Source organism: Dawidia soli (genome assembly GCF_018598185.1).
Lineage (GTDB): Bacteria > Bacteroidota > Bacteroidia > Cytophagales > Cyclobacteriaceae > Ohtaekwangia > Ohtaekwangia soli.
In genome coordinates, this window is the sequence record NZ_JAHESC010000001.1 from 239,477 (window position 1) to 264,934 (window position 25,458).

The window sequence follows — 25,458 nt, forward strand, 5'->3', positions numbered from 1 at the left end:
CTGTTCCAACGTGTAATGCAGCACACGCTTAGAAGACCGTACTGATAATGAAATACAAGATGATCATCAGGATCAGCGAGGCGTACATAATAAGGTCTACCCGCACATAGGGTTTGTACTGCCGGTACATATCGCGAAGCTTCCTGAACATGATTACAATCGATTGTTTTGCGTGTTAATGAAGGGTCGGTGTAAAAATACCGATAATTATGCTGTATTGCCGGGCAACAATTTTTTTCTTTTTCCGTCTTAGTACTTTTCGCCCCGTAATCCTGAATAAAAAATTCCGACACACGTAGGGGGCAATCACCGATTGATTGTCTAACGCTTAACAAACCTTAATAACACATGATCCGATTTCTGATTGTTACGATGTTACTCTTTTTAAATGTTGCTGCGTGGTCGCAGGGGAAAGCCACGTTAAATGGATACCTGAAGGATGGGGCGAACGGCGAGGTGCTGATCGGAGTGTCTGTTTACATCCCCCAATTAAAGGCAGGAACCACTACCAACCCGTATGGTTTCTACTCCATCACCGTTCCTCCCGGCACGTACGATGTGGTGTATAGCTTTATCGGTTATAACACCCAAACAGTATCCATTGCGTTAACCGGCGACGTATCGCGCAGCATTGAAATGGGTGCCGAATCTACCATGATGCAAGAAGTAGAAATCTCCGGAGAGCGTGTAGATGCCAACGTCGTAGGCATTCAGATGAGTAAAAACACACTCAACCTGGGGCAAGTGCGCAAGCTGCCGGCCCTGTTCGGTGAAGTGGATATTCTCAAGAGCGTACAAATGCTGCCCGGTGTTATTTCCGCCGGCGAAGGTACCTCTGCATTCTTTGTGCGTGGGGGTGGCGGCGACCAGAACCTGATCCTCATGGACGAAGCACCGATCTACGACGCGTCGCACCTCGGGGGGCTGGTGTCCGTCTTCAACGCAGACGTGATCAAAGACTCCGAATTATACAAAGGAGGCATACCGGCACGTTTTGGCGGACGCTTGTCGTCGATCCTCGAAGTGCGCACCATCGATGGTAACAACAAAAATTTCCAGGTGCAAGGTGGTCTCGGTACCCTGGCCAGCCGCCTGTCGGTACAAGGTCCTATCAAACAAGACAAGGCTTCTTTTCTGCTATCGGGTCGTGTATCCAATATCGGTGCATACCTGAAAGCAGCCGATGTCGACAACGGCGTGACCTTCTATGACCTGAACGGTAAAATAAACCTGAAAGTCAACGACAAGAACCGCTTTTTCATATCGGGATACCTGGGCCGCGACAAGATCACCTTTGACGATGGCGACGCAGGCTTCGGCTGGGGTAACGCTACTGCCACCTTCCGCTGGAACCACCTGTTCAACGAGCGCCTTTTCTCCAACACTTCGCTCATCGCCAGCCGCTTTGACTACTCCCTCGAGATCAACGACCCGGCACAAGGCTTCAAGTGGACATCCGATCTGACGGAAGTAAGCCTGAAGAACGACCTGAGCTATTTTATCAACACCAACAACGAGCTGACCTTTGGTTATCACCTCACCAGCCGCCGGTTCCAGCCTGCGCGCATTGTGCCCTCGTCGGAAGGATCACTCTTCAAACGCACCGAGTTCGAAAAGATGTATGCACTCGACCACGCGCTGTTTATCAGCAACGAGCAACGCATAAACGACCAGATCTCCCTGGAATACGGTGTGCGCCTGTCGATCTTCCAGAACGTAGGCCCCGGCAAAGTGTACTGGTACGAAGACCCCCAGGCTGCTGACAATCCGGTGCGCAGCGACTCGTCAGAGTACAATCGCTGGGAGACGATCAAAGCCTACATCAACCTCGAGCCGCGTTTAGGTGTCCGTTATGCACTGGGAGAAGACAAATCGATCAAAGCCTCTTACAACCGCATGGTGCAAAATACCCACCAGATGGCCGCCGGTACTGTGCCGCTGCCGTTCAACAACTGGGCACCGAGCGGTCCGTACCTGAAACCGCAGGTGGCAGACCAGGTAGCCCTGGGATACTTCCAGAACTTCAAAGACAATATGTATGAAGGATCGGTGGAGGTATACTACAAAGACGTTAACAACGTAACCGATTTCGCCGATAATGCCGAGATCCTCCTGAACGAAGACCTGTCTACCGAATATCGCCAGGGTGATTCATGGGCCTACGGCGCCGAGTTCATGATCAACAAAAAGAAAGGCAAGCTTACCGGTATGGCAACATATACCTGGTCGAAAGTAATGCGCAAGATCGATGGCGTGAACCAGCAGCGCGATGCCGACGGCAATGTGTACGGTAAAACCTACGCCGCCGGTTACGACCGCCGCAACGTGGCAAACATCATCGCCGCGTACGACTACAACGACAAGTGGACCTTTGGTGCCAGCTTTACCTACAGCACGGGCCGCCCCATTACGCTGCCTTCCGGCAAATACGAGCTGGATGGGTACATGCCCAACACCATCTCCGAGCGCAACGGTTACCGCATGCCGGACTTCCACCACCTGGACCTGTCGGTTACGCTCAACCCGCGCAAGAACGCCACGCGCCGGTTCAAAGGACAGTGGGTATTCTCGGTGTACAACGTGTACAGCCGCAAGAACGCCTTCACGATCTATACCCGCACCAAGCGTGACGACGATAACCACGTGATCGGCGACGGCACCCAGAAGGAAGCGCGCATGATCTACCTGTTCCCCGTTCTCCCGTCTGTAACCTATAACATCAAATTCTAATCGCAGTCAACAATATGAACAAGTATATAAAACAAACGGCACTCCTGGCGCTTACCGCGCTGCTCGTAACAGCCTGTGATGAAGAGTATAAGATGGACGGCCTGAAAACCCAATCCACCGTGGTCATTGAAGGCCTGGTAACAAACCTGCCGACACGGCAATTTGTAAAGGTCAGCCGCTCGGGAGACTTTTATGCCTCCGGCAAGACCGAGCGTATCACCAATGCTACCGTACAGGTAACCGACAACGCCGGTAACACCTACACCTACGTGCACAACCCCAATGGTCACGCAGACTCGGTAGGCTACTATAAACCCGCAGTGCCGTTCATCGGGCAGGTAGGCCGCACGTATAACCTGACGGTACAAGCCGACGGCGAGACCTATACCGCGAGTGATGAGATGTTTCACATCAATCCCATCGAAGAGCTCGAATTCCGGGTGGACGACGACCAGGTAGACGAGCCGGAGGACGAAGATTTCCCCAACCGCATCTACGAAGTGCTCATGACCGTAGAGGAACCGCAGGAAACCCGCGACTACTACCTGTTCCGTACGTATCGCAACGGCGAGCGTATCTGGGCCGAGAGCTCGGAAGAAGATCCGGAGATCTACGTAACAGACGACGTGCTGGTCGGTGGGGAGATCAATGACATCGCGATCCCGGGATACTTTGAGAACGGCGAAGTGGCAGGTGCCGAGATCTACAGCCTCAGCCGTCCGGTATTCATCTACTACCGCGATCTGAGCAAGATCCTGGCCAACGACGGCGGTATGTTCGACCCGCCGCCGGCAAACCCCCGCTCGAATATTTCTAACAATGCGTACGGCGTGTTCCAGGCCAGCGCGATCTCGTACGACGAGATCCGGATAGAGGCAGCGGAATAAACCAGTCGCATCTATCTTAACCCGGCCGGTGGATAAATACCCCGGCCGGGTTTGCTTTTGTAGCAGGGGAGTTTCATCTTTCATACGGAAATACATTCCGATGAAGAAGCTACTCCCTTTTTTTGTTGCATGGTACTGCTGTGGCGGAGTGTACGCCCAGGCCGTGCTGGAAAACAACCCTACGGGGCTGCGCTGGTACCAGGTCAATACACCCCATTTCCGCGTCTTGTTCCCCGAGGGCTTTGATGCCCAGGGTATACGCGTAGCCAACACGCTGGAGCACATTCACGCGCCCGAGGCCCGTTCGCTCGGCAGCAGGCCCCGGAAGATCTCGGTGGTGCTGCAAAACCAGTCGTCTGTTTCCAACGGCTTTGTGTCGCAGATCCCCCGGCGGTCTGAGTTTTATACCATGCCGCCGCAGGACTATAACTTCGTCGGTACCAACGACTGGCTGGACCTGCTGGCTTCCCACGAGTACCGGCACATTGTTCAATACCAGCATGCCACCCGTGGCTTCAACCGGCTGTTCTTTTACCTCTTTGGCTATCCCACGCTGGCGGCCATGGCCCAGGTGTCGGCGCCGCAGTGGTTCTGGGAGGGCGACGCCGTAGCCACCGAGACGGCCTTTACGCCGAGCGGCCGTGGCAAGATCCCCAACTTCAATTTGCTGTTCCGCACCAACCTGCAGGAGGGGCGGACCTTCAACTACCACAAACAATACCTGCGCTCGTTCAAGCACAACATCCCCAATCACTATGTGTTGGGGTATAACATGATCAGCTACCTGCGGCGCAAGACCAACGACCCCGAGATCTGGGGCAAGATCACGGCGCGGTCGTGGAGCGTACCGTTCATTCCGTTTGCTTTTTCGAATGCCATCAAGAACAAGACCGGCCTGTATGTTACCGATCTCTTCCGCGAGATGGCCGATACCTATCGGCAGGAGTGGGAAGCCGAAGTAGCATCGCTGACGCCTACGGCGTTCGAACTTGTCAACGACCGCCCGCCGCGCACATACGTCGACTATGCATACCCTCAGCCACAGGAAGATGGCAGCGTGCTGGTTATGAAAAGTGGCAACAGTCACATCGCACAGTTTGTGAAGGTCAAAGACTGCGAAGAGGAGAAGGTCTTTACGCCCGGGTTCATCAACGATGCGGGCATGCTTTCAACGGCGTATGACGCCGTCGTGTGGGCGGAGTATGGCTACGACCCCCGCTGGCGCGCGCGAAGCTACTCGCAGATCAAGGTGTATGACCGGAAGACGCATCAGCGACGCGTGATCGGCAACAAGCATGAACGCTACGGCGTGGCGGCACTGTCTCCCAAAGGCGACCGCGTGGCGACTATACGCTCGGCCAACGACTACCAAGTGAGCATTGTCATCCTGGAGCTCTTTACCGGCAAGCCGCTGCACGAATTCCCCAACCCCGAGAACCATTTCTACGCCATGCCGCGCTGGTCGGCCGATGGCCAAAGCCTGTATGTGGTCAAGACGACACGCGCCGGCAAAACCCTTTGCCGCATCGATGCCGAGACCGGCGTGGCCGAAGATCTTTTGCCCATCCGCCAGGAGAACCTGGGGCACCCGGTGCCGATCGGCCACTACCTGCTCTTCAATTCACCGGTGAGCGGCATCGACAACATCTATGCCCTCGACCTGCGCGACGGCAAGCGCTACCAGGTGACGTCCAGCCGGTACGGTGCGTACAATCCGGCGATCTCGCACGACAGTGTCACGCTGTATTACAACGAGCAATCGCGCGATGGCCTGGACGTCGTCAAGACGCCGTTCACCCCGGCCGCATGGAAGCCGTTTGAAGAGAAACAGACAAAACAAGTATACCAGGTGCTGGTAGACCAGGAGGGACACCCCGGCCTGCTCGACAGCGTGCCGGCAACGGCCCTGGCGGTGAAGCGTTATTCACGATGGAAGGGCATTATCAATCCCTATGCGTGGGGCCTTAACGTTACGAACGATCTGACCCGCATCCAGGCGGGCGTTGCATCACAGGATATTCTGAGCACAACGTCTGTTTCCGCGGGCTATGCATACGACATCAACGAGCGAACGGGCTTCTGGCAGGCCGGCGTGAGCTACCAGGGGTTGTATCCCATCATCGACCTGAGCATTCAGCGCGGCGATCGCAATGACGACGAGCGCGCGTTCGGCAACGACATCGAGTTTGAGTGGACCGAAACGACCGCCGAAGGCGGACTGACCCTTCCGCTGCTGTTGACACGCTCCAGGTATATCCAGCAACTGTCCCTCAGCGGTGCCGTGGGCATTACGAAAGTGTCGTCGTTTGAGAATACTATTTCGCGCCGGGGCGAAGTGCTTTACAAAGGCCCCGACCGCGGTGTGCCGGCGTTTGATACCCTGCTATATGTGTACAAAGATCAGCTCAACAACGGCGACCTGCTCTACAACCACTTCACGCTGTCGTACAACCGCCTGCTGAAGACCAGCTACCGCGACTTTCTGTACCGCTGGGGGCAGACGTTCGCGGCGGAGCTGTACAACACACCGGGCAGCGGCGACTTTGAAGGACGACTGTGGGCCGTACGCGGAGCGCTGTACTTTCCCGGCATCGGGCGGCATCACTACCTGTATGCGCGCGCGGCCTACCAGGAGAGCCTGGAGGGGACCGATGCGCAGTTATATACCTTCCGCAACCGCATAGCCAAGCCGCGGGGCTACAGCTATCCCAACAACGAAACGTTCACGACCTTGTCGGTGAACTACGCGTTCCCGTTGTGGTATCCCGACATCGCCCTGGGGCCGATCCTCAACATCCAGCGCGTCAAGCTCAACCTGTTTTACGACTATGGCCAGGGCACCGGCAAGGAGTACTACTACAACACGGACTCGGGTCGGATCTACCGCTCGCTGACCGATGCGACGTATCAATCGGTGGGTGTCGAGACGACCTTTGATTTTAATCTCATGCGTTTCCTACCCCGGTTTGAGCTCGGTTTCCGCACAACCTACCGGAAAGCCAACATTTACAACACCTCGGGCACCGTGCTGGAATTTATTGTCGGGGCAATCGCGTTTTAAGCATACGCACACACGTTTTCACCCTCCATCCAAACATTTGTATTACAATGTTGAAAATCGCCGTTTATACCCTATTTTTGGAAGCGAAAATTTGAAAAAGTCCTTCTGCAAAGGTTTGCAAAAGGCGTATGGAAACTCTTAAATCTATAATCGAACATGGCAGAAATAGTACGCATGCCTAAGATGAGCGATACCATGACCGAGGGTGTGGTAGCGAAATGGCATAAGAAAGTGGGGGATACCGTTAAGTCCGGAGAACTGATGGCCGAGATCGAAACAGACAAGGCTACGATGGATTATGAGTCCTTCAACACGGGTACTGTACTGTACCTGGGCGTGCAGGAGGGACAGGCGGTGAAGATCGACGACGTGCTGGCCATTGTAGGTAAACCAGGAGAAGATTATTCAGCCCTGCTGTCGGGCGCGTCCAACGCCGCGTCTTCCGGAGGAGGCCAGGCCAGCGCACCCGCACCCGCTGCCGCTCCGAAAGAAGCTGCTGCCCCGGCAGCAAAGATCGATACGTCTTCCATCAAGGCGGAGATCGTACGCATGCCGAAGATGAGCGATACCATGACCGACGGCGTAATTGCCGCCTGGCACAAGAAAGTAGGCGACAGCGTGAAGTCAGGCGAGCTGCTGGCCGAAGTAGAGACCGACAAGGCGACCATGGAGTACGAATCGTACAACACCGGTACGCTGCTGTACATCGGTGCCGACGCCGGCAAGGCAGTGCCTGTGAACGGCGTGCTGGCCATCATCGGCGAGAAAGGCGCTGATTGGGAAACCCTGCTGAAAGCAGAACAATCCGGTGCATCCGGTGGCGCAGCGCCTGCCGCCGCTCCCGCCGCTGAGCAAAAGGCTGCCGCTCCGGCGGCCCCTGCGGCCGAAGCGGTTTCCGCCGACCACGGCTCGAACGGCCGGATCAAAGCTTCGCCGCTGGCCAAGAAGATGGCAAAAGACAAAGGTTATGACATCGCCAAGATACAGGGTTCCGGCGACCACGGTCGCATTACCCGCCGCGACGTAGAAGAGTACAAACCTGCAGCAGCGCCGGCATCGGCCCCTGCAAAAGGCGACAAAGCCGCTACACCCATCGTACTGCCGCGTGTAGTAGGCGAAGAAAGCTTCGAAGAGCTGACTGTATCGCAAATGCGCAAGACCATCGGCAAGCGTTTGTCCGAGAGTCTGTTCACCGCGCCGCACTTCTACCTCACCATGGAGATCAACATGGATAAGGCCATCGAAGCGCGCAAGAGCATCAACGAGATCAGCCCCGTCAAAGTATCGTTCAACGATATGGTGATCAAGGCCGCCGCCGCGGCGCTCCGTCAGCACCCTGACGTGAACAGCAGCTGGAGAGGCGACAAGATCCGTCGCAACCACCACATCCACATCGGTGTGGCCGTAGCGGTAAAAGACGGCTTGCTGGTACCGGTGATCCGCTTTGCCGACAACAAGTCGCTGTCGCACATCGGCACCGAGGTAAAAGACCTGGCGCAGAAAGCACACGACAAGAAGCTGCAACCTGCGGACTGGGAAGGCAGCACCTTTACGATCTCCAACCTGGGTATGTTCGGCATTGACGAGTTCACCGCCATCATCAACACGCCCGATGCCTGCATCATGGCAGTGGGTGGCATCAAGGAGACCGCGATCGTGAAGAACGGCCAACTGGTGGTCGGCAACATCATGAAGGTGACCCTGTCGTGCGACCACCGCGTGGTAGACGGCGCCGTGGGCGCGGCCTTCCTGAAGACCTTCAAGGGCCTCCTGGAAGATCCGGTTCGCATCCTGATCTAAGCTACACAACGATCTTTATACTCCCTCTCCGCCCGGCGGAGGGGGATTTTATTTTTACGGTATCACAGCAACCATGGAAAAAATTCACGCAACGACCATCCTGGCCGTGCAACACAACGGACAGGTAGCCATCGGGGGCGATGGCCAGGCGACGATGGGCAACTATGTGGCCAAAAGCAATGTACGCAAGATCCGCAAGCTGCAAGACGGCAAGGTACTGGCGGGCTTTGCGGGCTCTACGGCAGATGCCTTTACCCTCATCGAACGATTTGAGGAGAAGCTGAATGCCCACGGCGGAAACATGAAGCGTGCGGCCATCGAGCTGGCCAAGGACTGGCGCATGGACCGCTACCTGCGCCGGCTGGAGGCCATGCTGATCACCGTCAACAAAGACGAGCTGCTGGTGCTGTCGGGCACGGGCGACGTACTCGAGCCAGACCATCAGGTAGCCGCCATCGGCTCGGGCTCCATGTATGCGCAATCGGCCGCGTTAGCGCTCAAAAAACATGCTACACATTTAACGGCCGAGGAGATCGTACGCGAAAGCCTCAACATCGCGGCCGATATCTGTATCTATACCAACCACAACCTGGTGATCGAAAAGCTCTAGCGGTTGGTCGCTACGACGGCGTGACAGCAGCCGGGTCCTCCGGCGTTTGTTCGATGTCGGGGGGAAGCTCTTTCTGGGTGGGAGTATCTTCCAGCAGGATCACAAACGGCTTTAAATGCCGGGTGTATGACAGCAGGATCTTCAGCAGGCCGATGCCCGGTACCGCCAGGATCATGCCCGCGATGCCCAGCACCTTGCCGCCGATGAGCAAGGCAAGAATCGCCGCCAGCGCGTTGATGCTGACCTTCGAGCCCGTAATGCGCGGCGTGATAAAATTGCCTTCCAGGAACTGCACGATCGTAAATACGATCACCACGCCGATGGCGTACCACGCGCTGTCTTTGGTGATCAGCGCCATCACGATCGGGAAGAGCGCACCGATGATGATGCCCACGTAGGGGATCACGGTGAGAACGCCCGAGAGTATACCGAAGAAGATCGCATGATCGATGCCCACGATCAGCAGGCCGACCGTATTCAGCGCGGCGATGATCATCGTGACCAGGAACAACCCCGATATATACCCCTGGATAACACGCTCCACATCTTTTTTCCAACCGAACTCACGCCCCGGCAGCAGTGCGAGAAAGAATGCCTGGAACTTATCGCGGTAGATCAGCAACAGAAAGATATAGATCGGAATCTGGACCAACGCAGAAAGCACATTGGTAGTAGACAAAACGATCGTGGCGAGGAACGTACTGACCGTGCGCATGGCGTCAGCCACCATTTTGTTCTGGTCGGCCGTGCCGACGCCAAAGTCGCGTAGTGTATTGCTGGCCTGGTTGATAAAAGTCTCGAGCTTGGTCTGCAGGTTAGGAAGGTCGGCCACCAGCCCCATGATCTGCCCGACCATGAGCCAGATCAGCAACCCCAGGACCACGATCGTCATGAGCAGGACCAGCGAGATGGCCAGCGCCGGCGCGACCCTGCGGGCCTCCAGTCTTTTCACGAGCGGCATCATAACCACGGAGAGGATACCCGCAAAAGCAAAGGGTATGATGATATCGGCCGCCCAGACCATCGCGATCAGTGCCAGGGCAATAACAATGAAGAGCTTATAGATGTAGTCGAGGCGGTCGAAACGGCGTGGAGAGGGTTCGTGCATGCCCGAATTTACGGATTCCCGATGGCCTGCAAAATGGCGTTGCACGATTCTTTGATCTCGGCCTCCGTGATGGTTAGCGGCGGCGCAATGCGAAAGCTATAGGGGTGCGACAGGAACCAGTACGTGATCACCCCCAGCTCCTTGCCGCGCAGCACGATCTCCGACACGCGCTCGGCCGAGTCGAAGTCGATGGCGAACATCAACCCGATGCGCCGTACCTCGCGAATAGCCGGGTGTACCAGCAGCTGCTCGAACAGCTTGCCCTTGGCCTCGACGGACGCCAGCAGGTTTTCATGCTCGATCACTTCCAGGGTGGCCAGGGCCGCCGCACAGCAGACCGGGTTGCCGCCAAAGGTGGTGATGTGGCCCAGCATGGGGTCGTGGGTGAGACATTGCATGATCTCGCGCGAGGAGATGAACGCGCCGATCGGCAGGCCGCCGCCAAAGGCCTTGGCCGTGGTAAGGATGTCGGGCACGATGCCGAAGTGCTCGAAGGCAAAGAGCTTGCCCGTCCGGCCCATACCGCACTGGATCTCATCCAGGATGAGCAGGGCGCCGGTCTCGTCGCAGCGCTTGCGCAGGGCTGCCATATACGCCCGGTCGGGCACCCGCACACCGGCGTCGCCCTGGATGGTCTCTACGATGACACACGCCGTGCGGTCGGTGATCCGGGCCAGGTCCTCCATGACATTGAAATGGAGGAACGATACATCCGGAAGGAGGGGGCGGAAAGCCTGCTTCTTGACCTCGTTACCCGAAATGCTCATAGAGCCGTGCGTGCTGCCGTGATAGGACTTCCGGAAGGACACGATCTCCGTGCGGCCCGTATACCGCTTGGCCAGCTTTAAGGCCCCTTCGTTGGCCTCCGTACCCGAATTAACAAAATAGCTGCAATTCAGGCTGGGGGGCAGCAACGACGCCAGCTTCGCCGCCAGCCGATTCGGCGCTGACTGGATAAACTCCCCATAGACCATCACATGCAAATGTTTGTCCACCTGGTCCTTGATAGCCTTTACCACCGCGGGGTGCCGGTGCCCGATATTGCTCACGCCGATCCCCGAGATCAGGTCTGTGTAGCGTTTGCCTTCCGGCGAATACAGGTAGATACCTTCGGCGCGTTCAACGCTGATCAGGTAGGGTTCACCAGTGGTCTGGGCCATATTGCCCAGAAAGATCTGCGGGTCAAAATCCATGTTGCAAAACTAGAAAAATCCGTGTGACACACGTCTGGCGCAACCCCGGCACGCCAGTCCGGGAACTGCAAAGTGTGGGTGTCAGTATGAGAGCGAAGAAAAAAAGCATCGATCCACTCCCATACCGTACTCACAAAAAATAAAACCCCGGCGGCGGGGTTCTTAGAAACTAAAAGATAAACCTTAAAAAATGGAATTGGTTATATTAAAAAATGGTCTTTTATTAAGCGGCGTTCACAGATACTGATATCAACATTCCGATCAGGATGGCTCCTACCAGTACCAAAACCTGTTTTAAGCGCGAGGAGACCCTTGCATTGGCAATGTCCCTGCTGAAATCAAGATTCTTCATGTATGGCATACCAAGGGTTATTGATTAATTGATGATTCAAAATTCGTCAAAATCACCCCCCGGTTGCCACCGAAAGATCGGTGAAACCATACATTGGTAGCTTTGTTTACTGATTGGCAACTGGCCCCCTGCTATGCAAACGAGTTGTTATTGCTGTTTTCGTTGAAGCGTAGATTTTTGGACCAGGCTGATGAAATCCTTTATAAGTGCATTGGGAACGGTAACAGAAAGGTGGTACTGCTCGATCTTCCACCCCGTTTTTGTTTTATGAAGCATCCCCGAGCCGCGGCACACACCCATCCAGGTTGTTAAAAGTTCGGAAAACCATACATAGTTCCCGTCAGGTGTTACGTGGACATCGCGATCGTACGGGGTAAAATCCCACGCCCGGCCCAGATCAAAGTATGGCTTAGCAAATTTTATAAACTCTTGTTTGGTCCACCGCTCGCTCGCATCCGTGCCGATGTAGATGCTGTTTTCGCTCATGCTGCCAAAGAATGCGTCGGCGCGGGCCTCGGTAGCGGCGCAATGCCACTGGTCCAGGAACAGGTGGATGTCGGCATGCTCCTGCTGCGCCTGCAGGTGGGGCGTTGCATGCAGCACAACCAGTACAAACAGGATTGCGTGTCGGAACATGAGATCAGATCTCGTAGAGTTTCAGAAAGTCCAGTACTTCCTGGCGCACATTGCGTTGTATTTTGTCATCGAAGGTAGCCGTGGCGATCGATTTGAACAGGTCGCTAACCACCGATGCCCGGAAGCCGAGCTGCTCGGCATAGATCGTGGCCACTTCCAGCTCAACATCTTCCACCACCTCGTCGAGATAGATCATGTATACCAGGTGATAAATGGCTTCGAGCTTGGCCACTTTGTCGGCAGGGTCTGCAAACTGCAGGTGCGTAAGGTCAACGTTCGCCTTGGTCAGATCCTCGGGGTTCAGGTGCAGCTGAAAGCCCCATTTGAGGAGGCAGCGCAGAAAGCGGCTTTCAATTTTGGGCTGCCCCAGGAACAGCGCCAGGATATTGAAATAGCTATTCTTTACCGATAAAAGATGTTCGCGATCAAGGTGTTGGGTTTTCATAGGGTTTTTATGGGTTTCCCGCCAGTGGTCGGGTTTGAAAGATCGTAAAAAACGTTTGTTGTGAGGTGAACGGGCCGGTATTTTTCTTTAAAAATACGTGCCCCGTCAACCGCGGCAGTGGTTGCGGATCAGCGTCCGCAGGGCCGGGTCTTCCAGCTTCCGGGCCGGGCGCAGGTCGTCGCACAGGGTAGGCCAATGGCCCCCGGCCTGGCCGGCTTCCACCAGCAGCAAATAGGGATCGGGGCGCAGGGGCCGCAGGTAGCTGGCCCAGTTGCAGTCGCTGCGCACTTCGTCGTATTGTTTCAGGCGCAGGTGCGCCCGGGCGCGGGCTTCAAAGATGTTGTAATAAATGTCCGGCGCGTCGGCGGGGTCCATGGCAAACATAAACGCCTCGCCATACACTTCGCTGAGGTTCTCCTTGAACAGCCGCTTGCCCAGGTCCAGGTATTGCAGGGCCTCTTCCGGCTCCTCCAGCTTCTCCAGGTGGATCATACCGATGCGGTACACCAGCTCGAGATTGCGCGGCTGCTGGTTGTGCAGGTGCTTTAACGCTTGCAGCGACTCGCGGAAGTTGCCCAGGTAGTACTGGCACAGCGCCAGGCGCTCGAGCGTCTGGAACGCGACAGGATCCTGGTGGTTCTTTAAGACCAGGTAATACGCTACCGCCGCGGCGAAGTCCTGCTTTTTATACTCTGCTTCGGCCAGTTTATCCAGGGCGCCCGTGAGGCTGTCGTGGGCATACAAAAAACGATAGTCGAACGGATCTTTGTCTTTCAGAATGCGCACCAGGGCAAAGGCTTCGTTGAACTTGCCCGAGGCGAAGAGCGTGTTCACCTTTTTGAGCTGAACGCTGTTCTCGCGGTAGCGCACCAGCCGCTTTTGCTCCATGAAGTAATACGCCGTGTGGATCACCGCAAAGCAGAAGCCGGCAATAACAAGGAAGACCAGGAAGGCCAGGCCCTGTATGCGAAAGTACTCCCTGCCGATGGTATATTCTTCCTGACGGGCTTGTTGCCACTGACGGTAACGGCGCATGTTGCGCTCGCGTAGGGTTTCGGCGCGGGGAAGGGGCACTGGGTCGTAGAAGCGCTGGTCGTAGCGCGCCTTCTTGAGCGGGTCGGAGAGTACGTGGTAGGCCTCGTTGATCTGCTTGAAGATCTCTTCCGCACGCTGATCACCCGCATTCCGGTCGGGGTGGTACTGCATGGCCATACGCTTATACGCCATCCGGATCTCGGTGGCGTTGGCAGACATACTCACACCTAGCACTTCGTAGTAGTTGGCCATCGCGTATTCGGGTGTTCTACTCCCTATAACGTATTCAGGGGGTGTTTTGACAAGGCGGGAGGCCTTTTTTTCGATCTTTTTAGGGGAAGAGGCCTATATCGGGGGTGAAAAAAAGAAACCCCGGCTGGATGGCCGGGGTCTCACTGGGATATTGTATGCGTTTGATCGCTTAGATCTTACCGAGCTCTTGCACGAGGTCGATAAGCTTGTTGGAATAACCCCACTCGTTGTCGTACCAGGATACAACTTTTACGAAGTTGTCGTTCAGGGCGATACCGGCTTTCGCGTCGAAGATCGACGTGCGTGCGTCACCCAGGAAGTCTTGTGATACCACGTCGTCTTCGGTGTAGCCCAGGATGCCTTTCAGCTCGCCTTCAGAAGCTTCTTTCATCGCAGCTTTGATCTGCTCGTACGAAGCGGCTTTCTCCAGGCGTACCGTCAGGTCGACAACCGATACGTCGGCTACCGGCACGCGGAACGACATACCTGTCAGTTTGCCTTTCAGCTCGGGGATTACCAGGGCAACAGCCTTGGCAGCGCCCGTAGAAGAGGGGATGATGTTCTGGTAAGCGCCGCGGCCACCTCTCCAGTCTTTTGCAGACGGGCTGTCAACAGTCTTCTGTGTCGCCGTAACCGCGTGCACAGTGCTCATCAGGCCTTCTGCAATACCGAATTTGTCGTTCAGGACCTTTGCCAGCGGAGCAAGACAGTTGGTGGTACAAGAAGCATTTGAAACGATCGTATGCTGGGCAGTAAGTTTCTTATGGTTCACACCCATTACGAAAGTAGGGGTGTCGTCTTTCGCAGGAGCGGAGAAAACAACTTTCTTAGCACCGGCGGCGATGTGCTTTTGGCCATCCGCCTGGGTAAGGAACAGACCAGTAGATTCGATCACGATCTCTGCGCCAACTTCAGACCACTTCAGGTTAGCAGGGTCTTTCTCAGCTGTTACGCGGATTTTCTTTCCGTTCACCACCAGGTTGCCATCTTTCACCTCTACCGTACCGTCGAATTTGCCGTGGGTAGAATCATACTTCAGCATGTACGCCATGTAGTCTGGCTCCACGAGGTCGTTGATGCCAACGATCTCAATATCCTTACGATTAATAGCAGCTCTGAAAGCCAGGCGACCAATACGGCCGAAACCGTTAATACCTACTTTAGTCATTGTTCAGTTGTTTTGTTAAAATTTCGGAAGCCAAAAATAAAAGACCTGATATCCAAAACCAATGAAATAAAATTGTGTTTTGAATATTTTTTTGCGCACCGGTTTGCAAATCAAAACCACAGCCCTATCTTTGCACACCTTTTGAGAGAAATACCAAAAGGCCACACACAAAACACTACCCAATACGGTCCGTTCGTCTAGGGGTTAGGACACCAGATTTTCATTCTGGTAACACGGGTTCGATTCCCGTACGGACTACTCGAAGACCTGAGCTTGAAAGAGCTCAGGTTTTTTTGTGTCTATACCTTTCGGCTTCTCCGAAAGCAGCGGCGGTTTCCCGGTTTGTTGTCTCAGGCTTTTACTCCTGTTCCGTCAGTTATATAAGGATATTGATGATGGTATAGTTCCAGAGATTACAGTGTATTCGCGAAGCTGCATACGCATGTATAGGTAGCGTTTGCGTATGGAGGCGGATAGAGATTTTTATGCTATCGATTGCAGAAGGGAAGTTTTTCTTTACATTAAGGCGTGGTCAACAGATATGCACCGTTCCAAACGTGGACGTATGCTTCGTATGGTTCAAAAAATTGCAGTGTATTTTGAATCCATTATTTAGTAAATTGGTCCAACGAAGACTCAATAATTTATTTATGAGAACACTACAACTAAATATACCTGATAGTTTGGCGATATCGGATATGGATTTAATAATGATTGTTGCGTCGAAACTATATGAGGACGGCCGATTGTCCTCCGGACAGGCAGCTGAATTAACGGGGTTGTCGAAGCGAGCGTTTATCGAATTGCTGGGCAAATACAACGTGTCCGTATTTGGCGATTCGTTGGATGATTTGAAATCAGATATTGCCAATGCCTGAGGTTGTTATATCGGATGCCAGTTGTTTGATCATCTTGGATAAGATCAACAGGATTGAAATCTTAAGTGATCTATATCAGAATGTCACGACGACCCCCGAAGTGGCAAAAGAATTCGGCAAACTATTACCTTCCTGGATAACGTTGAAAGAATCGCCGGATAAGAATTATCAAAAGGTTCTCGAAATGTCAATTGATCCTGGAGAAGCGAGTGCCATAGCATTGTCATTAAACTATACAGACCCATTATTACTTTTAGACGATCTTAAGGCCAGAAAGATGGCTAAGAAACTTGGACTAGTTTTTACCGGTACGTTGGGTGTTTTGGTAAAGGCAAGAAAGTTGGGAGTTATTAAAGAGTTGAGACCAATTATTGATTTGATTCGAAACACCGATTTCAGAATCTCGGACCTGTTGGTAGAGGAAATTTTGAAAGAAGTAGGTGAGTAAGTGTCTACATGAACTGATTTTTCTGATCTGCCATACGGAAAGACAAAGAAGGAATTGGCTTCGAAAGCAATTAAAGTTTATAATCTGAAATCATTCGGAATAGCCTATCAGAAATTTACCTCCTGGTCAGCAAAAGGTTTTTTGTCGCTTGGGTCCGTTCCGAAACGGAGTATATGACCATCAGGATCTTCTACCTGCATTTCATACGCCCAGGAAAAGTTGGTAGGAGGGAGCTTGATCCTGACGCCGTTGGCTTGTAGCTTTTCATGCAGCGCAAAGATGTCGCCGTCAAAGCCGATCCAGATCCAGGTGCCGGGTGAGCCTTGCCCACCCTTGCACAGGTATATACCGGTGTTGTCGCGGTGAATGAGTGTGAACTGATCGGTGCCCCAGTCGGCGTTGGTGAATTCCAGCACACCGGTGTAGAAGGCTACACTGCGTGATATGTCTTGTACACGGAGAATAGGCGCTATATTTTCAATACGAAAACGGGGAGTATCTAGCGGTTCCATGGTTTGTGAGGTTTCTTTCAAGATGCACATCCTTAAAATAAATGGTCGGTAAGTGGTCGGTCACTGCTGCGCTAACCGGCTCCGCTGACGACCCCAGTCAGACATGGCATTCAGCATCGGCGTCATGGTGTGCCCAAGCTCGGTGATCTCATATTCGACTCTTGGCGGAACCTCGGCATATACAACCCTGCGTACAATTCCTTCCTGCTCCAGCTCACGCAGTTGGGCCACCAGCATGCGTTCGGAAATTCCTTCAATAGATTTTCTCAGCTCGCTGTAACGCATCGTGCCGTTGGCCAACCTGCATAAAATGGCCGGCTTCCACCGGCCGCCGATTACCCGTAACGCTACGGCCATGCCGCAGGTGTCGATGATGCGCTTCTCATTCAAAGCGTTCGTTGAAGTCTGTTTTCTCATTTCTTACTATTTTGTTAGTATCTAACAATCCAATGCTTGCTTGCAAATATAACGTGGCGCGATCTACGTTTGTTCACATAATCTGAAACGCAAATAACATCAGGATGAAAAAGTTAGAGAATAAAGTAGCATTGGTAACGGGCGGCAGCCGCGGTATAGGCGCCGCGATCGTACGTCGTTTAGCAGCGGAAGGGGCACACGTAGCATTTACATATGCGCGATCTGTCGAAAAAGCGAACGCATTGGTCGCCGAGATCACCGGAGCCGGTGGCCGGGTCATCGCCATCGGCGCAGACAGCGCCAATACAGGCGAGATCATAAACGCCGTGAACGAGACCGTTGCTGAGTTCGGTCGCCTGGATGTATTGGTGAACAACGCGGCGATCTTCCTGGGTAAAGATTTTTATGAACATACCGAGGAGGAATATGATCAGATCATGACGGTGAACGTCAAGGCTGTATACATCGCCGCGCGGGAGGCGGTAAAGCACCTCAAAGCGGGCGGGCGGATCATTACCATCGGCAGTAATATGGGCGATAATGCCATCGGTCAGCAAATGACGCTGTATACCATGAGCAAATCGTCCCTGCAGGGATTTACACGGGGATTGGCCCGCGACCTGGGTCCGAAAGGCATCTCTGTCACACTGGTGCAACCCGGCCCGACCGATACCGATATGAACCCGGCCGACAGTGGCCACGCCGACTACTTGCGCAGCCGCATGGCGCTGCCGCAGTATGCCGCTGCCGCGGATGTGGCCGGTGTGGTGTCATTCCTGGCAAGCGACGAGGCCGGGCATATCACCGGCTCGTGGGTTACCATCGATGGTGGGTTTAATGCATAATGAGCCTACGGCTAAATTGCTCAAAAGAGGCTATCTCACTTTTGAGACAGCCTCTTCACTAGACTGCGCTATCGGTTTATATTTTTTCCCCTAGTGTAAATTTTATTGGTAGTGTCAATACACAGCGAACAGGTTTTCCATCTTTCTCTGCGGGTGTGAATTTACCGAGGCCCTCCACCGCGTCCACTGCCGCGCCCTTGAGCGCATCGTCGATGCCTTTTGCTTTTTCGGATGTCTGGTAGTATCCCACCACCACCATTTCCTTCAGCAAATAGCCGTCCTTTTGCGTCTCGGCTTTGATATTTTCGACAGTGCCCTTTTCGTTGACCGTGAAAGAGACCTGCACTACCCCCGAACGGTTTTCCCTGCGGGCAATGGTGGGATATTTGATCCGCGCTGTAAGGGTTTGATACATCGCCGCTTCGCCTTGTTCGTAGGTGGCGACCTTGTCAAACTGTGGCTCCTCCTGCCGGGCCGAAAATGCCCCGAGGAGTACGATCACAGACATCAACGCAGCATAAAGAGAAACGCTCCAGTAGCTGCTTTTGTGGTTTGTTCTTGTTTTTGTCATCATAGTGAATCGATTGATTAAACTTGTTTTGTTACTTAAATAATTACCGAGATCGATCGCGATACCCGTTCTGGCCTTGAACAGGATGTGCTGGTAGTCCTCCGGGCTGACGCCATTTTTCAGTACGCATGCATCCGCATAATACTCATGCTCGGCTTTGATATCCCGCCTGAAAAGCCAGACCACGGGATTGAACCAAAACATAATCGTCACCGCCTCCAGGAATATGTTGTCGATGGAGTGATATTGATCGCGGTGCACCCACTCATGCAGCAGCATCGTTTCTCTTTCGGCATTATCCATATCATCTTTTCCCGTAAACAACACGTTGAAAAAAGTGAACGGCGAGACATGGCGATCGAGGCTGACAACGGTAAATCCCCACCGTCGCCGTTTAGACGATTGGATGAAGAGCCTTAGCAAAGTAGCCAGCCCGAATACACAACGGAATAAGCACACGCCCACGCCCAGCCCATAGAGCATGAAGACAATATCGATGGTGCCCGCTGACAGGGTAGAAGAGACCGTTTCCTGGAAATTGGCCGTGCGGGCCACCACAGAATACACCCCCGGAAACCGGCCGGCGGACGAGACGTTGTTAAATTCTATAAAAGGAACAGCCATCGAGAAAAGTATACAGGCCAATCCCATAAACCGGTTCAGCTGGTGGTTGAGCTCATACCGAAGCACGACCCTGTACAAAGCGTATAGCAGGATCAGCGAAGTGCCGGACTTCACGAAATAGCTTTCCATCACTTTTTCTTTTTTTGTTCGATCTGTTTCTTAAAATGCTCGATGAGCTCCTGCATATCTTTGGTGCTGAGGTTTTCCGCACTGCTGAACTCCGACACCATGTTCTTGAACGAGTTGGAGAAGTAGTTCTCCACCAGCGATTGCACCGACTGCGTAGTATAATCCTTTCGCTCCACCAGCGGATAATATTCATGGGAGTTCGCCACCGGCGTTCGCCCCACAAACCCTTTCCGTTCCAGGATCTTGAATATGGTCGCCACCGTAGTATAGGCCGGCTTCGGGTCTTCATATTCATTGACAATATCCCGGATCAAGCCCTTCTTGATCGACCAAAGGATCTTCATGGCCTTTTCCTCTGCCTTGGTAAGGTTCAAATCCATACGTTTTGCATTGATGTAATCAAATCTACTAAATGTTTAGTAGATCTACTAATGATTTAGTAATTATTTCTTTGAACAGGTTTGAAGAGGACTGGAAATGCAAAATGAAATGGATTGGCGTATTTCGATATCCGAAAATATCTGCAATTGTGTATATTCGGTCGTTGTGGTTATTTAAATGACAACGGATAATGGCAACCTGTTACAGATGCGGAGTACCAAACGCAAACTATAGACGGACAACCTATACTGGCTATTCAAGCGGTACATGGTGGAGTAAGCGGTCTTACGGCGCTGGTTCACGAACTTATTATGGCGTCCGTTCCGTTTGCCAGGACTGTGCAAGAACAATAGACAGAGGGAATACAATCAGATTTATTTTTAAGATCGCCATTGGGGCAATTATAGCTATTTTCTTTTTTAATCATTTTTCAAGCTCATCGAGAAGGGATAGTTCATCTAAAAAAGCTGCGTCATATCAATACAGCGGACAGACAGCGAAAGTGGCTTCAACAAAAGGGCTCAATCTACGAGACCAACCAGGTTCAAGCGGTACGGTGTTGCTAACAGTTCCCTACAATGAGACCGTGGGTGTCATAGACAAAAACGGTGACAGTGAGACAATCGCAGGAAAGACGGCGAACTGGTATAAGGTGGACTATAAGGGCACGATCGGCTGGTTATGGAGCGGTTATCTTCAATAATCTAATTCGGTAGCGGCGGAAAGAAGATGTTTTTTGTAGTTGGTTGCCGGCAGCGTATCTTAACATTTACAAATGAAGATCGCCACCTATAACATCAACGGCATCAACAACCGGCTCCCGGTATTATTGCGCTGGTTGAGTGAAGCAAAGCCCGACATTGTCTGCCTGCAGGAGCTCAAGGCACTTGATGCTCAATTCCCCATAGAGGCCATAACCGCCGCGGGATACCAGGCACTCTGGCATGGACAAAAGTCCTGGAACGGCGTCGCGATCCTTTCGCGTAAACTGCCCATTCAGGAGCTGCGCCGCGCGTTGCCGGGAGACAGGACAGACGAGCACAGCCGTTACCTGGAAGCGATCGTGGGCAAGATGGTGATCGCCTGCCTGTATCTGCCCAACGGCAATCCGTACCCCGGACCTAAATTCGAGTACAAGCTCAAATGGTTCAAACGACTTTCCGTGCATGCCAAAAAGCTGCTGGCTCATGACGTACCCGTTGCGCTGGTCGGAGACTTCAACGTAATGCCTACTGCGCTCGACGTATACAAACCAGAGAAGTACCTTAACAACGCCCTGTTCCGCAAAGAGGTCCGGGCCGCCTACGCCCGCCTGCTGAAGCAAGGCTGGACAGACGCTATCCGCCACCAGCATCCCGGGGAAAGTATCTATACCTTCTGGGATTACCTGCGCAATGCCTGGGGACGCAATGCCGGCCTTCGGCTGGATCATTTCCTGCTAAGCCCGCACCTGGTGCCGAGGCTTCGTAAGACCGGCGTCGATACAGCCGTAAGGGGCTGGCCCCGGGCGAGCGACCACGCGCCCGTTTGGATCACGCTCAAATAGTATTTTTACACATGTTTTTTGAGTTTGTCCCCAACCCGCAGTTTGACTTTCTGACGAGCTTTGCCAAAAAGTTTAACGTACCCATAGAAGATGACCGGTTAATCATTCCACCCGCTCTGGGCACCGGGAGTATCAAAAGGGTGGCCTTATCTGCGGGATTGAAGCTCGTCGTCCACCGGTACAAGCTCAACCAGGACTTTATCCTGAACAGGATCGGCAGCGACGCGCCCAACGATCTGGTGAGCGTGATCTTTCATAGCAACGAAGTCGGAGCCACCGTAGATACCGGCGACCAAGCCGCCCCGCTTTCGCGCAGCAGCGCCTTTGCCATACAGGTCGCATCGACAGACCTTAATTCCAGGATCAGTTTTCCCGCCCACACCGATATATATTTTTTGGTAGTAGGCATTCTGAAGGATGCCCTGAAAGAGCTGCTGGCGATCAAAACCCCCAACGCCACGGTGCAAACGGTGTTACAGGCAGCACCGGGCTTTCTGTTTTATGAAAGCATGAGCCCGGAGATCCACAAGCTGGTCAAGCAGGTGACAGACATCCGCGCAGACAACGACCTGGCTACGTTTTATCAGCGACTTAAGGTACACGAGCTGCTCTACCTCGTATTCGAGAAGCTGCAGAAGCGGGAAGCGCAACACCACAGCGCGGTGCATAAAGACGATGTCGAAAAGCTGTTCCTGATCAGGACCGCCGTTCTTTCCGATCTCGCCGTTCCACCCAGTTTGCCGGCATTGGCAAAAATGGTAGGATTCGGCGAAACAAAGATGCGCGACCTCTTTAAACAGGTATTCGGCGATACCATCTACAACTATTATCAACAAGCCCGGATGGACGAAGCAGCCTTTCTGCTGAAGCACGGCGGGTTGTCGGTTTCAGAGACAGGCTATCAGCTCGGGTTCGCCAACCTCAGCCATTTTGCCCGCCTCTTTGAGAAATACCACGGCGTCACGCCCAAACGATATGCCGCCGGCGGATAGGACTATTTTTTCGCTATAAGCGGCTATTTTGCCTCCTTGTGTTCGGACAATTTTGTGTCGTCATCAACACGACAACAACATGAACACATTGCTAACGCCTTACAGCAAAGGCACTCTACAACTGAAAAATCGCCTGGTCATGGCGCCCATGACCCGCAGCCGGGCCATCAACAACCTGCCAAACGATTTGATGGCGGCCTATTATGCACAACGAACGGGCGCCGGTCTGATCATTACCGAAGGCACCGCGCCGTCACCCGATGCACTGGGCTACTCGCGCATTCCCGGTATATTTTCCAACGAACAAACCAACGCCTGGAAGGCCGTCACGGCCGCGGCACACGCTGCCGGAACGAAGATCTTCCTGCAGCTCATGCACACGGGCCGCATCGGCCACCCCGCCAACCTTCCCCCCGGTGCCCGCGTGGTCGGTCCTTCCATGACAAAAGCTGCCGGTGAGATCTGGACGGATGCAGCAGGCCTGCAGGCTTACCCCGAACCTCACGCGCTGACAGACGAAGAAGTGGAAGCCGTAATAGCCGAGCACGTCAGCGCCGCCCGCAATGCCATCGCTGCAGGCTTTGACGGCGTCGAGCTGCACGGCGCCAACGGCTACCTGACCGAGCAGTTCCTGAACCCGCATGTCAATACCCGCACCGACGCCTGGGGAGGTAGTATAGCCAATAGAACCCGGTTCACCCTCCGCGTCGTACACGACATGGCCGCGGCCATCGGAGCCGACAAGGTTGGCGTACGGTTTTCTCCCTATTCTACGCTCGGCGATCTGGCACCGTACGACGAACAGGAAGTACACGAGACCTATGCGCGGCTGGCGATGGAGCTGAGCCAAACCGGGATCGCATACCTGCATATCGGTGTGTCGGCGGCGATACCACAAAAGACGCTCGATGCCATACGGCGTTTCAAGGGCACGATCATCCTTTGCAACGGCCTGACGCCTGAAACGGCGGAGGCAACCCTGCACGCTGGCTTTGCCGACCTCGTCGCTTTCGGCCGCGCTTTTTTGGCCAACCCCGACCTGGAAAAACGGATTGCGACAGGAGCAGCGTTGAACCAACCCGATTTTAACACGCTCTACACCCCCGGTTCAGTGGGCTATACCGACTACCCTACACTATGAAAAAGATCACCTACAACCGTTTCGGCGGAACAGAAGTACTGCAACTGACAGACGCGCCCATGCCGGCAGGGGAGATCATCGTAAAAGTAAAAGCGGTTTCGATCAATCCGCTGGATTGGAAGTTGTGGCAGGGAGATATGAAGCTGATGAGCGGACGCAAGTTTCCAAAATCCGTAGGGATCGACTTCGCCGGTGTAGTAGAACAGGGCAGCGGAAAATATAGCAAGGGAGACGAAGTATTTGGCCTGGTCAGCATGTTCAAAGGCGGGGCGCTCGCGGAATATATAGCAGTGAAAGCAGAAGACATTGCGCACAAGCCCGGCACGATCACCTTTGAAGAAGCGGCCAGCCTGCCTGTAGTAGGTTCTGCCGCCCTGCAGATCTTTCATGACCTGTTGCAGATACGCCCCGGCATGCACGTATTGATCAACGGCGCAGGGGGCGGCATGGGCCCCCTGGCCATTCAACTGGCTAAAATGGCCGGGGCGATCGTCACGGCTGTTGTCGGGCCCGCAGCCCTCGACATGGCATCGCGGCTGGGAAGCGACGTGGTTTTAAATTACCAGCGCGATAACGTGCTCACCGGTGGAACGACCTATGACGTGGCCATCGATCTGTCCGGAAAATTGACCTATAAAATAGCCCGGACAATTTTGAAGAAGAACGGCGTGTATGTAAACACTTCGCCCGGCCCGAAGGAAATGATCGGTTCGCTGTTTTCCGGCGGCCGCTATAAGTTGCTGTTATTAAAACCCTCTGTGGCCTACCTGGAAAAGCTTGCCGCTGCCGGCTTGCAGGTATTCATCAGTAAACGCTACGACTTCTACGACTATAAGAGGGCCTATGACGAAGTGAAGAAAGGCGGCATACCCGGCAAAGCTGTTTTCGTGATCACGTAGCGGATAGCCAACGAATACCTGAAATCCACAAATCAAAAAGCCATCGATAGTAATATTTGATGGCTTTTTTTATCGGATAATAACCAGTTACCTTGCACAAACAGACGACGAGACCGGTAAACGATCCTGAAACGCCAGCCCGGAAGCCCGTGACAAAATTCGTAAACGTTAACCAGGGAACTATACGAAGTAATAAGAACAAAAATATACCCAAGATGAAAGTTAACAGCGTATCAAAACACGTAACGGTCGTGGCGTTGTTGCTGCTGAGCACGGCAGCCATGGCACAGAACACGGAACTTGTTAAGGAAAAGTGGCACTGGAACAACAAGACCCGGCAGGATACAACGGCCGGGTACGCTCAAGTGGTAAAAGTAGACAACGTACTGTACATTTCCGGCGCCGTCTCCACCGAGATCACACCCGAGGGGATTACGAATGTGTATCGTGCCCTGGAACAGTCGTTAAAGAGTTTTGGAACAACGTTTCAACATGTGGTAAAGGAGAACCTGTACACCACAGACATCGAAGCCATGAAAAAGTATAATTATGCGCGAAAGGTGTTTTACAACAACGATTTTCCCGCCGCAACCTGGGTGCAGGTTTCGCGACTATATATGTCCGACGCCAAACTGGAGGTGGAACTGGTGGCGCACCTGCCCGAAAAATGATCGCTCACATGACGTTGAATTAAATTATCACCCCGGCAACGCCCCGCTGTACGCATAGGTACTGGCCGGCTGAATGCCAGCGACGATGTCCCGAACGTTCCGTGGAAATGTAAAAAGAATGCATCTC

At 53.6% G+C, this 25,458-nt stretch carries 25 protein-coding genes and 1 tRNA gene; 15 read left to right on the forward strand and 11 right to left on the reverse strand.

Translation table 11 applies throughout. The features are described 5' to 3' along the window. Positions 1–28: 28 nt before the first annotated feature. Positions 29–151: a hypothetical protein gene (locus tag KK078_RS30350; protein ID WP_262898559.1), complete on the reverse strand. Its 123-nt coding sequence runs from the start codon at positions 149–151 to the stop codon at positions 29–31. Between the two features lie 197 nt (positions 152–348). Here KK078_RS30350 and KK078_RS01000 point away from each other — a divergent pair, with 197 nt between their 5' ends. From KK078_RS01000 to hslV, 5 genes are all read left to right on the forward strand, one after another. Beyond that, positions 349–2,730, forward strand: a complete 2,382-nt coding sequence (locus KK078_RS01000) for a TonB-dependent receptor (protein WP_254088361.1) — start codon at positions 349–351, stop codon at positions 2,728–2,730. Between the two features lie 14 nt (positions 2,731–2,744). Further along, positions 2,745–3,617: a DUF4249 domain-containing protein gene (locus KK078_RS01005; protein WP_254088362.1), complete on the forward strand. Its 873-nt coding sequence runs from the start codon at positions 2,745–2,747 to the stop codon at positions 3,615–3,617. 100 nt (positions 3,618–3,717) lie between these two features. Continuing rightward, positions 3,718–6,678, forward strand: a complete 2,961-nt coding sequence (locus KK078_RS01010; protein ID WP_254088363.1) for a hypothetical protein — start codon at positions 3,718–3,720, stop codon at positions 6,676–6,678. 156 nt (positions 6,679–6,834) lie between these two features. Continuing rightward, positions 6,835–8,478: a pyruvate dehydrogenase complex dihydrolipoamide acetyltransferase gene (locus tag KK078_RS01015; protein ID WP_254088364.1), complete on the forward strand. Its 1,644-nt coding sequence runs from the start codon at positions 6,835–6,837 to the stop codon at positions 8,476–8,478. A 73-nt stretch (positions 8,479–8,551) separates the two neighbouring features. Continuing rightward, the gene (gene hslV / locus KK078_RS01020) at positions 8,552–9,088 is read left to right on the forward strand and encodes an ATP-dependent protease subunit HslV (protein ID WP_254088365.1); all 537 of its coding nucleotides are present in this window, start codon (positions 8,552–8,554) and stop codon (positions 9,086–9,088) included. Positions 9,089–9,098: 10 nt separating this feature from the next. Here hslV and KK078_RS01025 read toward each other — a convergent pair whose 3' ends face one another. The 6 genes from KK078_RS01025 to gap all read right to left on the reverse strand — a co-directional run bounded on the left by KK078_RS01025 (position 9,099) and on the right by gap (position 15,277). Beyond that, on the reverse strand, positions 9,099–10,196 hold the full coding sequence (locus tag KK078_RS01025; protein WP_254088366.1) for an AI-2E family transporter: 1,098 nt from the start codon (positions 10,194–10,196) through the stop codon (positions 9,099–9,101). A gap of 8 nt (positions 10,197–10,204) precedes the next feature. Further along, a complete protein-coding gene (locus tag KK078_RS01030) occupies positions 10,205–11,389 on the reverse strand; it encodes an aspartate aminotransferase family protein (RefSeq protein WP_254088367.1) in 1,185 nt (394 codons plus the stop codon). A 499-nt stretch (positions 11,390–11,888) separates the two neighbouring features. Then, entirely contained in the window at positions 11,889–12,377 is a 489-nt protein-coding gene (locus KK078_RS01035; protein ID WP_254088368.1) for a nuclear transport factor 2 family protein, read from the reverse strand. A gap of 4 nt (positions 12,378–12,381) precedes the next feature. Beyond that, positions 12,382–12,822, reverse strand: a complete 441-nt coding sequence (locus tag KK078_RS01040; protein WP_254088369.1) for a hypothetical protein — start codon at positions 12,820–12,822, stop codon at positions 12,382–12,384. A gap of 105 nt (positions 12,823–12,927) precedes the next feature. Beyond that, a complete protein-coding gene (locus KK078_RS30600) occupies positions 12,928–14,109 on the reverse strand; it encodes a tetratricopeptide repeat protein (protein WP_317195860.1) in 1,182 nt (393 codons plus the stop codon). 169 nt (positions 14,110–14,278) lie between these two features. Then, a complete protein-coding gene (gap, locus tag KK078_RS01050; protein ID WP_254088370.1) occupies positions 14,279–15,277 on the reverse strand; it encodes a type I glyceraldehyde-3-phosphate dehydrogenase in 999 nt (332 codons plus the stop codon). A 186-nt stretch (positions 15,278–15,463) separates the two neighbouring features. Between gap and KK078_RS01055 the strand changes: the two genes are divergently transcribed. From KK078_RS01055 to KK078_RS01065, 3 genes are all read left to right on the forward strand, one after another. Next, positions 15,464–15,535, forward strand: a tRNA-Glu gene (locus KK078_RS01055). A 392-nt stretch (positions 15,536–15,927) separates the two neighbouring features. Beyond that, positions 15,928–16,155, forward strand: a complete 228-nt coding sequence (locus KK078_RS01060; protein WP_254088371.1) for a UPF0175 family protein — start codon at positions 15,928–15,930, stop codon at positions 16,153–16,155. Next, entirely contained in the window at positions 16,148–16,603 is a 456-nt protein-coding gene (locus tag KK078_RS01065) for a DUF3368 domain-containing protein (RefSeq protein WP_254088372.1), read from the forward strand. Before KK078_RS01060 ends, KK078_RS01065 begins: the two co-directional genes overlap by 8 nt. 107 nt (positions 16,604–16,710) lie before the next feature. Here KK078_RS01065 and KK078_RS01070 read toward each other — a convergent pair whose 3' ends face one another. Both KK078_RS01070 and KK078_RS01075 read right to left on the reverse strand, forming a co-directional pair. Further along, a complete protein-coding gene (locus KK078_RS01070) occupies positions 16,711–17,115 on the reverse strand; it encodes a VOC family protein (protein ID WP_254088373.1) in 405 nt (134 codons plus the stop codon). A 60-nt stretch (positions 17,116–17,175) separates the two neighbouring features. Continuing rightward, positions 17,176–17,532 (reverse strand): winged helix-turn-helix transcriptional regulator, encoded by a 357-nt coding sequence (locus KK078_RS01075; protein ID WP_254088374.1) that lies wholly within the window; start codon positions 17,530–17,532, stop codon positions 17,176–17,178. A gap of 104 nt (positions 17,533–17,636) precedes the next feature. On the opposite strand from KK078_RS01075, the gene KK078_RS01080 reads away from it, so the two are divergent. Next, positions 17,637–18,377, forward strand: a complete 741-nt coding sequence (locus KK078_RS01080; protein WP_254088375.1) for an SDR family oxidoreductase — start codon at positions 17,637–17,639, stop codon at positions 18,375–18,377. A gap of 76 nt (positions 18,378–18,453) precedes the next feature. Here KK078_RS01080 and KK078_RS01085 read toward each other — a convergent pair whose 3' ends face one another. Continuing rightward, the gene (locus tag KK078_RS01085) at positions 18,454–19,572 is read right to left on the reverse strand and encodes a M56 family metallopeptidase (protein ID WP_254088376.1); all 1,119 of its coding nucleotides are present in this window, start codon (positions 19,570–19,572) and stop codon (positions 18,454–18,456) included. A gap of 128 nt (positions 19,573–19,700) precedes the next feature. Beyond that, positions 19,701–20,081 carry a BlaI/MecI/CopY family transcriptional regulator gene (locus KK078_RS01090; protein WP_254088377.1) on the reverse strand — a complete coding sequence of 127 codons (381 nt, stop codon included), beginning with the start codon at positions 20,079–20,081 and terminating at the stop codon, positions 19,701–19,703. Between the two features lie 191 nt (positions 20,082–20,272). On the opposite strand from KK078_RS01090, the gene KK078_RS30750 reads away from it, so the two are divergent. From KK078_RS30750 to KK078_RS01115, 6 genes are all read left to right on the forward strand, one after another. Then, the gene (locus tag KK078_RS30750) at positions 20,273–20,785 is read left to right on the forward strand and encodes an SH3 domain-containing protein (RefSeq protein WP_394370539.1); all 513 of its coding nucleotides are present in this window, start codon (positions 20,273–20,275) and stop codon (positions 20,783–20,785) included. Positions 20,786–20,857: 72 nt separating this feature from the next. Beyond that, positions 20,858–21,628: an exodeoxyribonuclease III gene (xth, locus tag KK078_RS01095; protein ID WP_254088378.1), complete on the forward strand. Its 771-nt coding sequence runs from the start codon at positions 20,858–20,860 to the stop codon at positions 21,626–21,628. 11 nt (positions 21,629–21,639) lie between these two features. Beyond that, positions 21,640–22,620 (forward strand): helix-turn-helix transcriptional regulator, encoded by a 981-nt coding sequence (locus KK078_RS01100; RefSeq protein WP_254088379.1) that lies wholly within the window; start codon positions 21,640–21,642, stop codon positions 22,618–22,620. 79 nt (positions 22,621–22,699) lie between these two features. Next, positions 22,700–23,761 (forward strand): alkene reductase, encoded by a 1,062-nt coding sequence (locus KK078_RS01105; protein WP_254088380.1) that lies wholly within the window; start codon positions 22,700–22,702, stop codon positions 23,759–23,761. Then, entirely contained in the window at positions 23,758–24,660 is a 903-nt protein-coding gene (locus KK078_RS01110) for an NAD(P)-dependent alcohol dehydrogenase (RefSeq protein WP_254088381.1), read from the forward strand. The genes KK078_RS01105 and KK078_RS01110 overlap by 4 nt, the downstream gene beginning before the upstream one ends. Before the next feature lie 215 nt (positions 24,661–24,875). After that, on the forward strand, positions 24,876–25,331 hold the full coding sequence (locus tag KK078_RS01115) for a RidA family protein (RefSeq protein ID WP_254088382.1): 456 nt from the start codon (positions 24,876–24,878) through the stop codon (positions 25,329–25,331). Positions 25,332–25,458: the final 127 nt, after the last annotated feature.

Bases quoted from the DNA above. Each gene is read 5' to 3' on its own strand.
- KK078_RS01035 (WP_254088368.1), bottom strand. From the start codon at position 12,377: ATGTTCCGACACGCAATCCTGTTTGTACTGGTTGTGCTGCATGCAACG.
- KK078_RS01070 (WP_254088373.1), bottom strand. From the start codon at position 17,115: ATGGAACCGCTAGATACTCCCCGTTTTCGTATTGAAAATATAGCGCCT.
- KK078_RS01110 (WP_254088381.1), top strand. From the start codon at position 23,758: ATGAAAAAGATCACCTACAACCGTTTCGGCGGAACAGAAGTACTGCAA.
- KK078_RS01085 (WP_254088376.1), bottom strand. From the start codon at position 19,572: ATGGCTGTTCCTTTTATAGAATTTAACAACGTCTCGTCCGCCGGCCGG.
- KK078_RS01025 (WP_254088366.1), bottom strand. From the start codon at position 10,196: ATGCACGAACCCTCTCCACGCCGTTTCGACCGCCTCGACTACATCTAT.
- KK078_RS01090 (WP_254088377.1), bottom strand. From the start codon at position 20,081: ATGGATTTGAACCTTACCAAGGCAGAGGAAAAGGCCATGAAGATCCTT.
- KK078_RS01105 (WP_254088380.1), top strand. From the start codon at position 22,700: ATGAACACATTGCTAACGCCTTACAGCAAAGGCACTCTACAACTGAAA.
- KK078_RS01030 (WP_254088367.1), bottom strand. From the start codon at position 11,389: ATGGATTTTGACCCGCAGATCTTTCTGGGCAATATGGCCCAGACCACT.
- KK078_RS30750 (WP_394370539.1), top strand. From the start codon at position 20,273: ATGGCAACCTGTTACAGATGCGGAGTACCAAACGCAAACTATAGACGG.
- KK078_RS01115 (WP_254088382.1), top strand. From the start codon at position 24,876: ATGAAAGTTAACAGCGTATCAAAACACGTAACGGTCGTGGCGTTGTTG.
- gap (WP_254088370.1), bottom strand. From the start codon at position 15,277: ATGACTAAAGTAGGTATTAACGGTTTCGGCCGTATTGGTCGCCTGGCT.
- hslV (WP_254088365.1), top strand. From the start codon at position 8,552: ATGGAAAAAATTCACGCAACGACCATCCTGGCCGTGCAACACAACGGA.
- KK078_RS01075 (WP_254088374.1), bottom strand. From the start codon at position 17,532: ATGAGAAAACAGACTTCAACGAACGCTTTGAATGAGAAGCGCATCATC.
- KK078_RS01040 (WP_254088369.1), bottom strand. From the start codon at position 12,822: ATGAAAACCCAACACCTTGATCGCGAACATCTTTTATCGGTAAAGAAT.
- xth (WP_254088378.1), top strand. From the start codon at position 20,858: ATGAAGATCGCCACCTATAACATCAACGGCATCAACAACCGGCTCCCG.
- KK078_RS01100 (WP_254088379.1), top strand. From the start codon at position 21,640: ATGTTTTTTGAGTTTGTCCCCAACCCGCAGTTTGACTTTCTGACGAGC.
- KK078_RS30600 (WP_317195860.1), bottom strand. From the start codon at position 14,109: ATGGCCAACTACTACGAAGTGCTAGGTGTGAGTATGTCTGCCAACGCC.
- KK078_RS30350 (WP_262898559.1), bottom strand. From the start codon at position 151: ATGTTCAGGAAGCTTCGCGATATGTACCGGCAGTACAAACCCTATGTG.
- KK078_RS01060 (WP_254088371.1), top strand. From the start codon at position 15,928: ATGAGAACACTACAACTAAATATACCTGATAGTTTGGCGATATCGGAT.
- KK078_RS01015 (WP_254088364.1), top strand. From the start codon at position 6,835: ATGGCAGAAATAGTACGCATGCCTAAGATGAGCGATACCATGACCGAG.
- KK078_RS01005 (WP_254088362.1), top strand. From the start codon at position 2,745: ATGAACAAGTATATAAAACAAACGGCACTCCTGGCGCTTACCGCGCTG.
- KK078_RS01080 (WP_254088375.1), top strand. From the start codon at position 17,637: ATGAAAAAGTTAGAGAATAAAGTAGCATTGGTAACGGGCGGCAGCCGC.
- KK078_RS01065 (WP_254088372.1), top strand. From the start codon at position 16,148: ATGCCTGAGGTTGTTATATCGGATGCCAGTTGTTTGATCATCTTGGAT.
- KK078_RS01010 (WP_254088363.1), top strand. From the start codon at position 3,718: ATGAAGAAGCTACTCCCTTTTTTTGTTGCATGGTACTGCTGTGGCGGA.
- KK078_RS01000 (WP_254088361.1), top strand. From the start codon at position 349: ATGATCCGATTTCTGATTGTTACGATGTTACTCTTTTTAAATGTTGCT.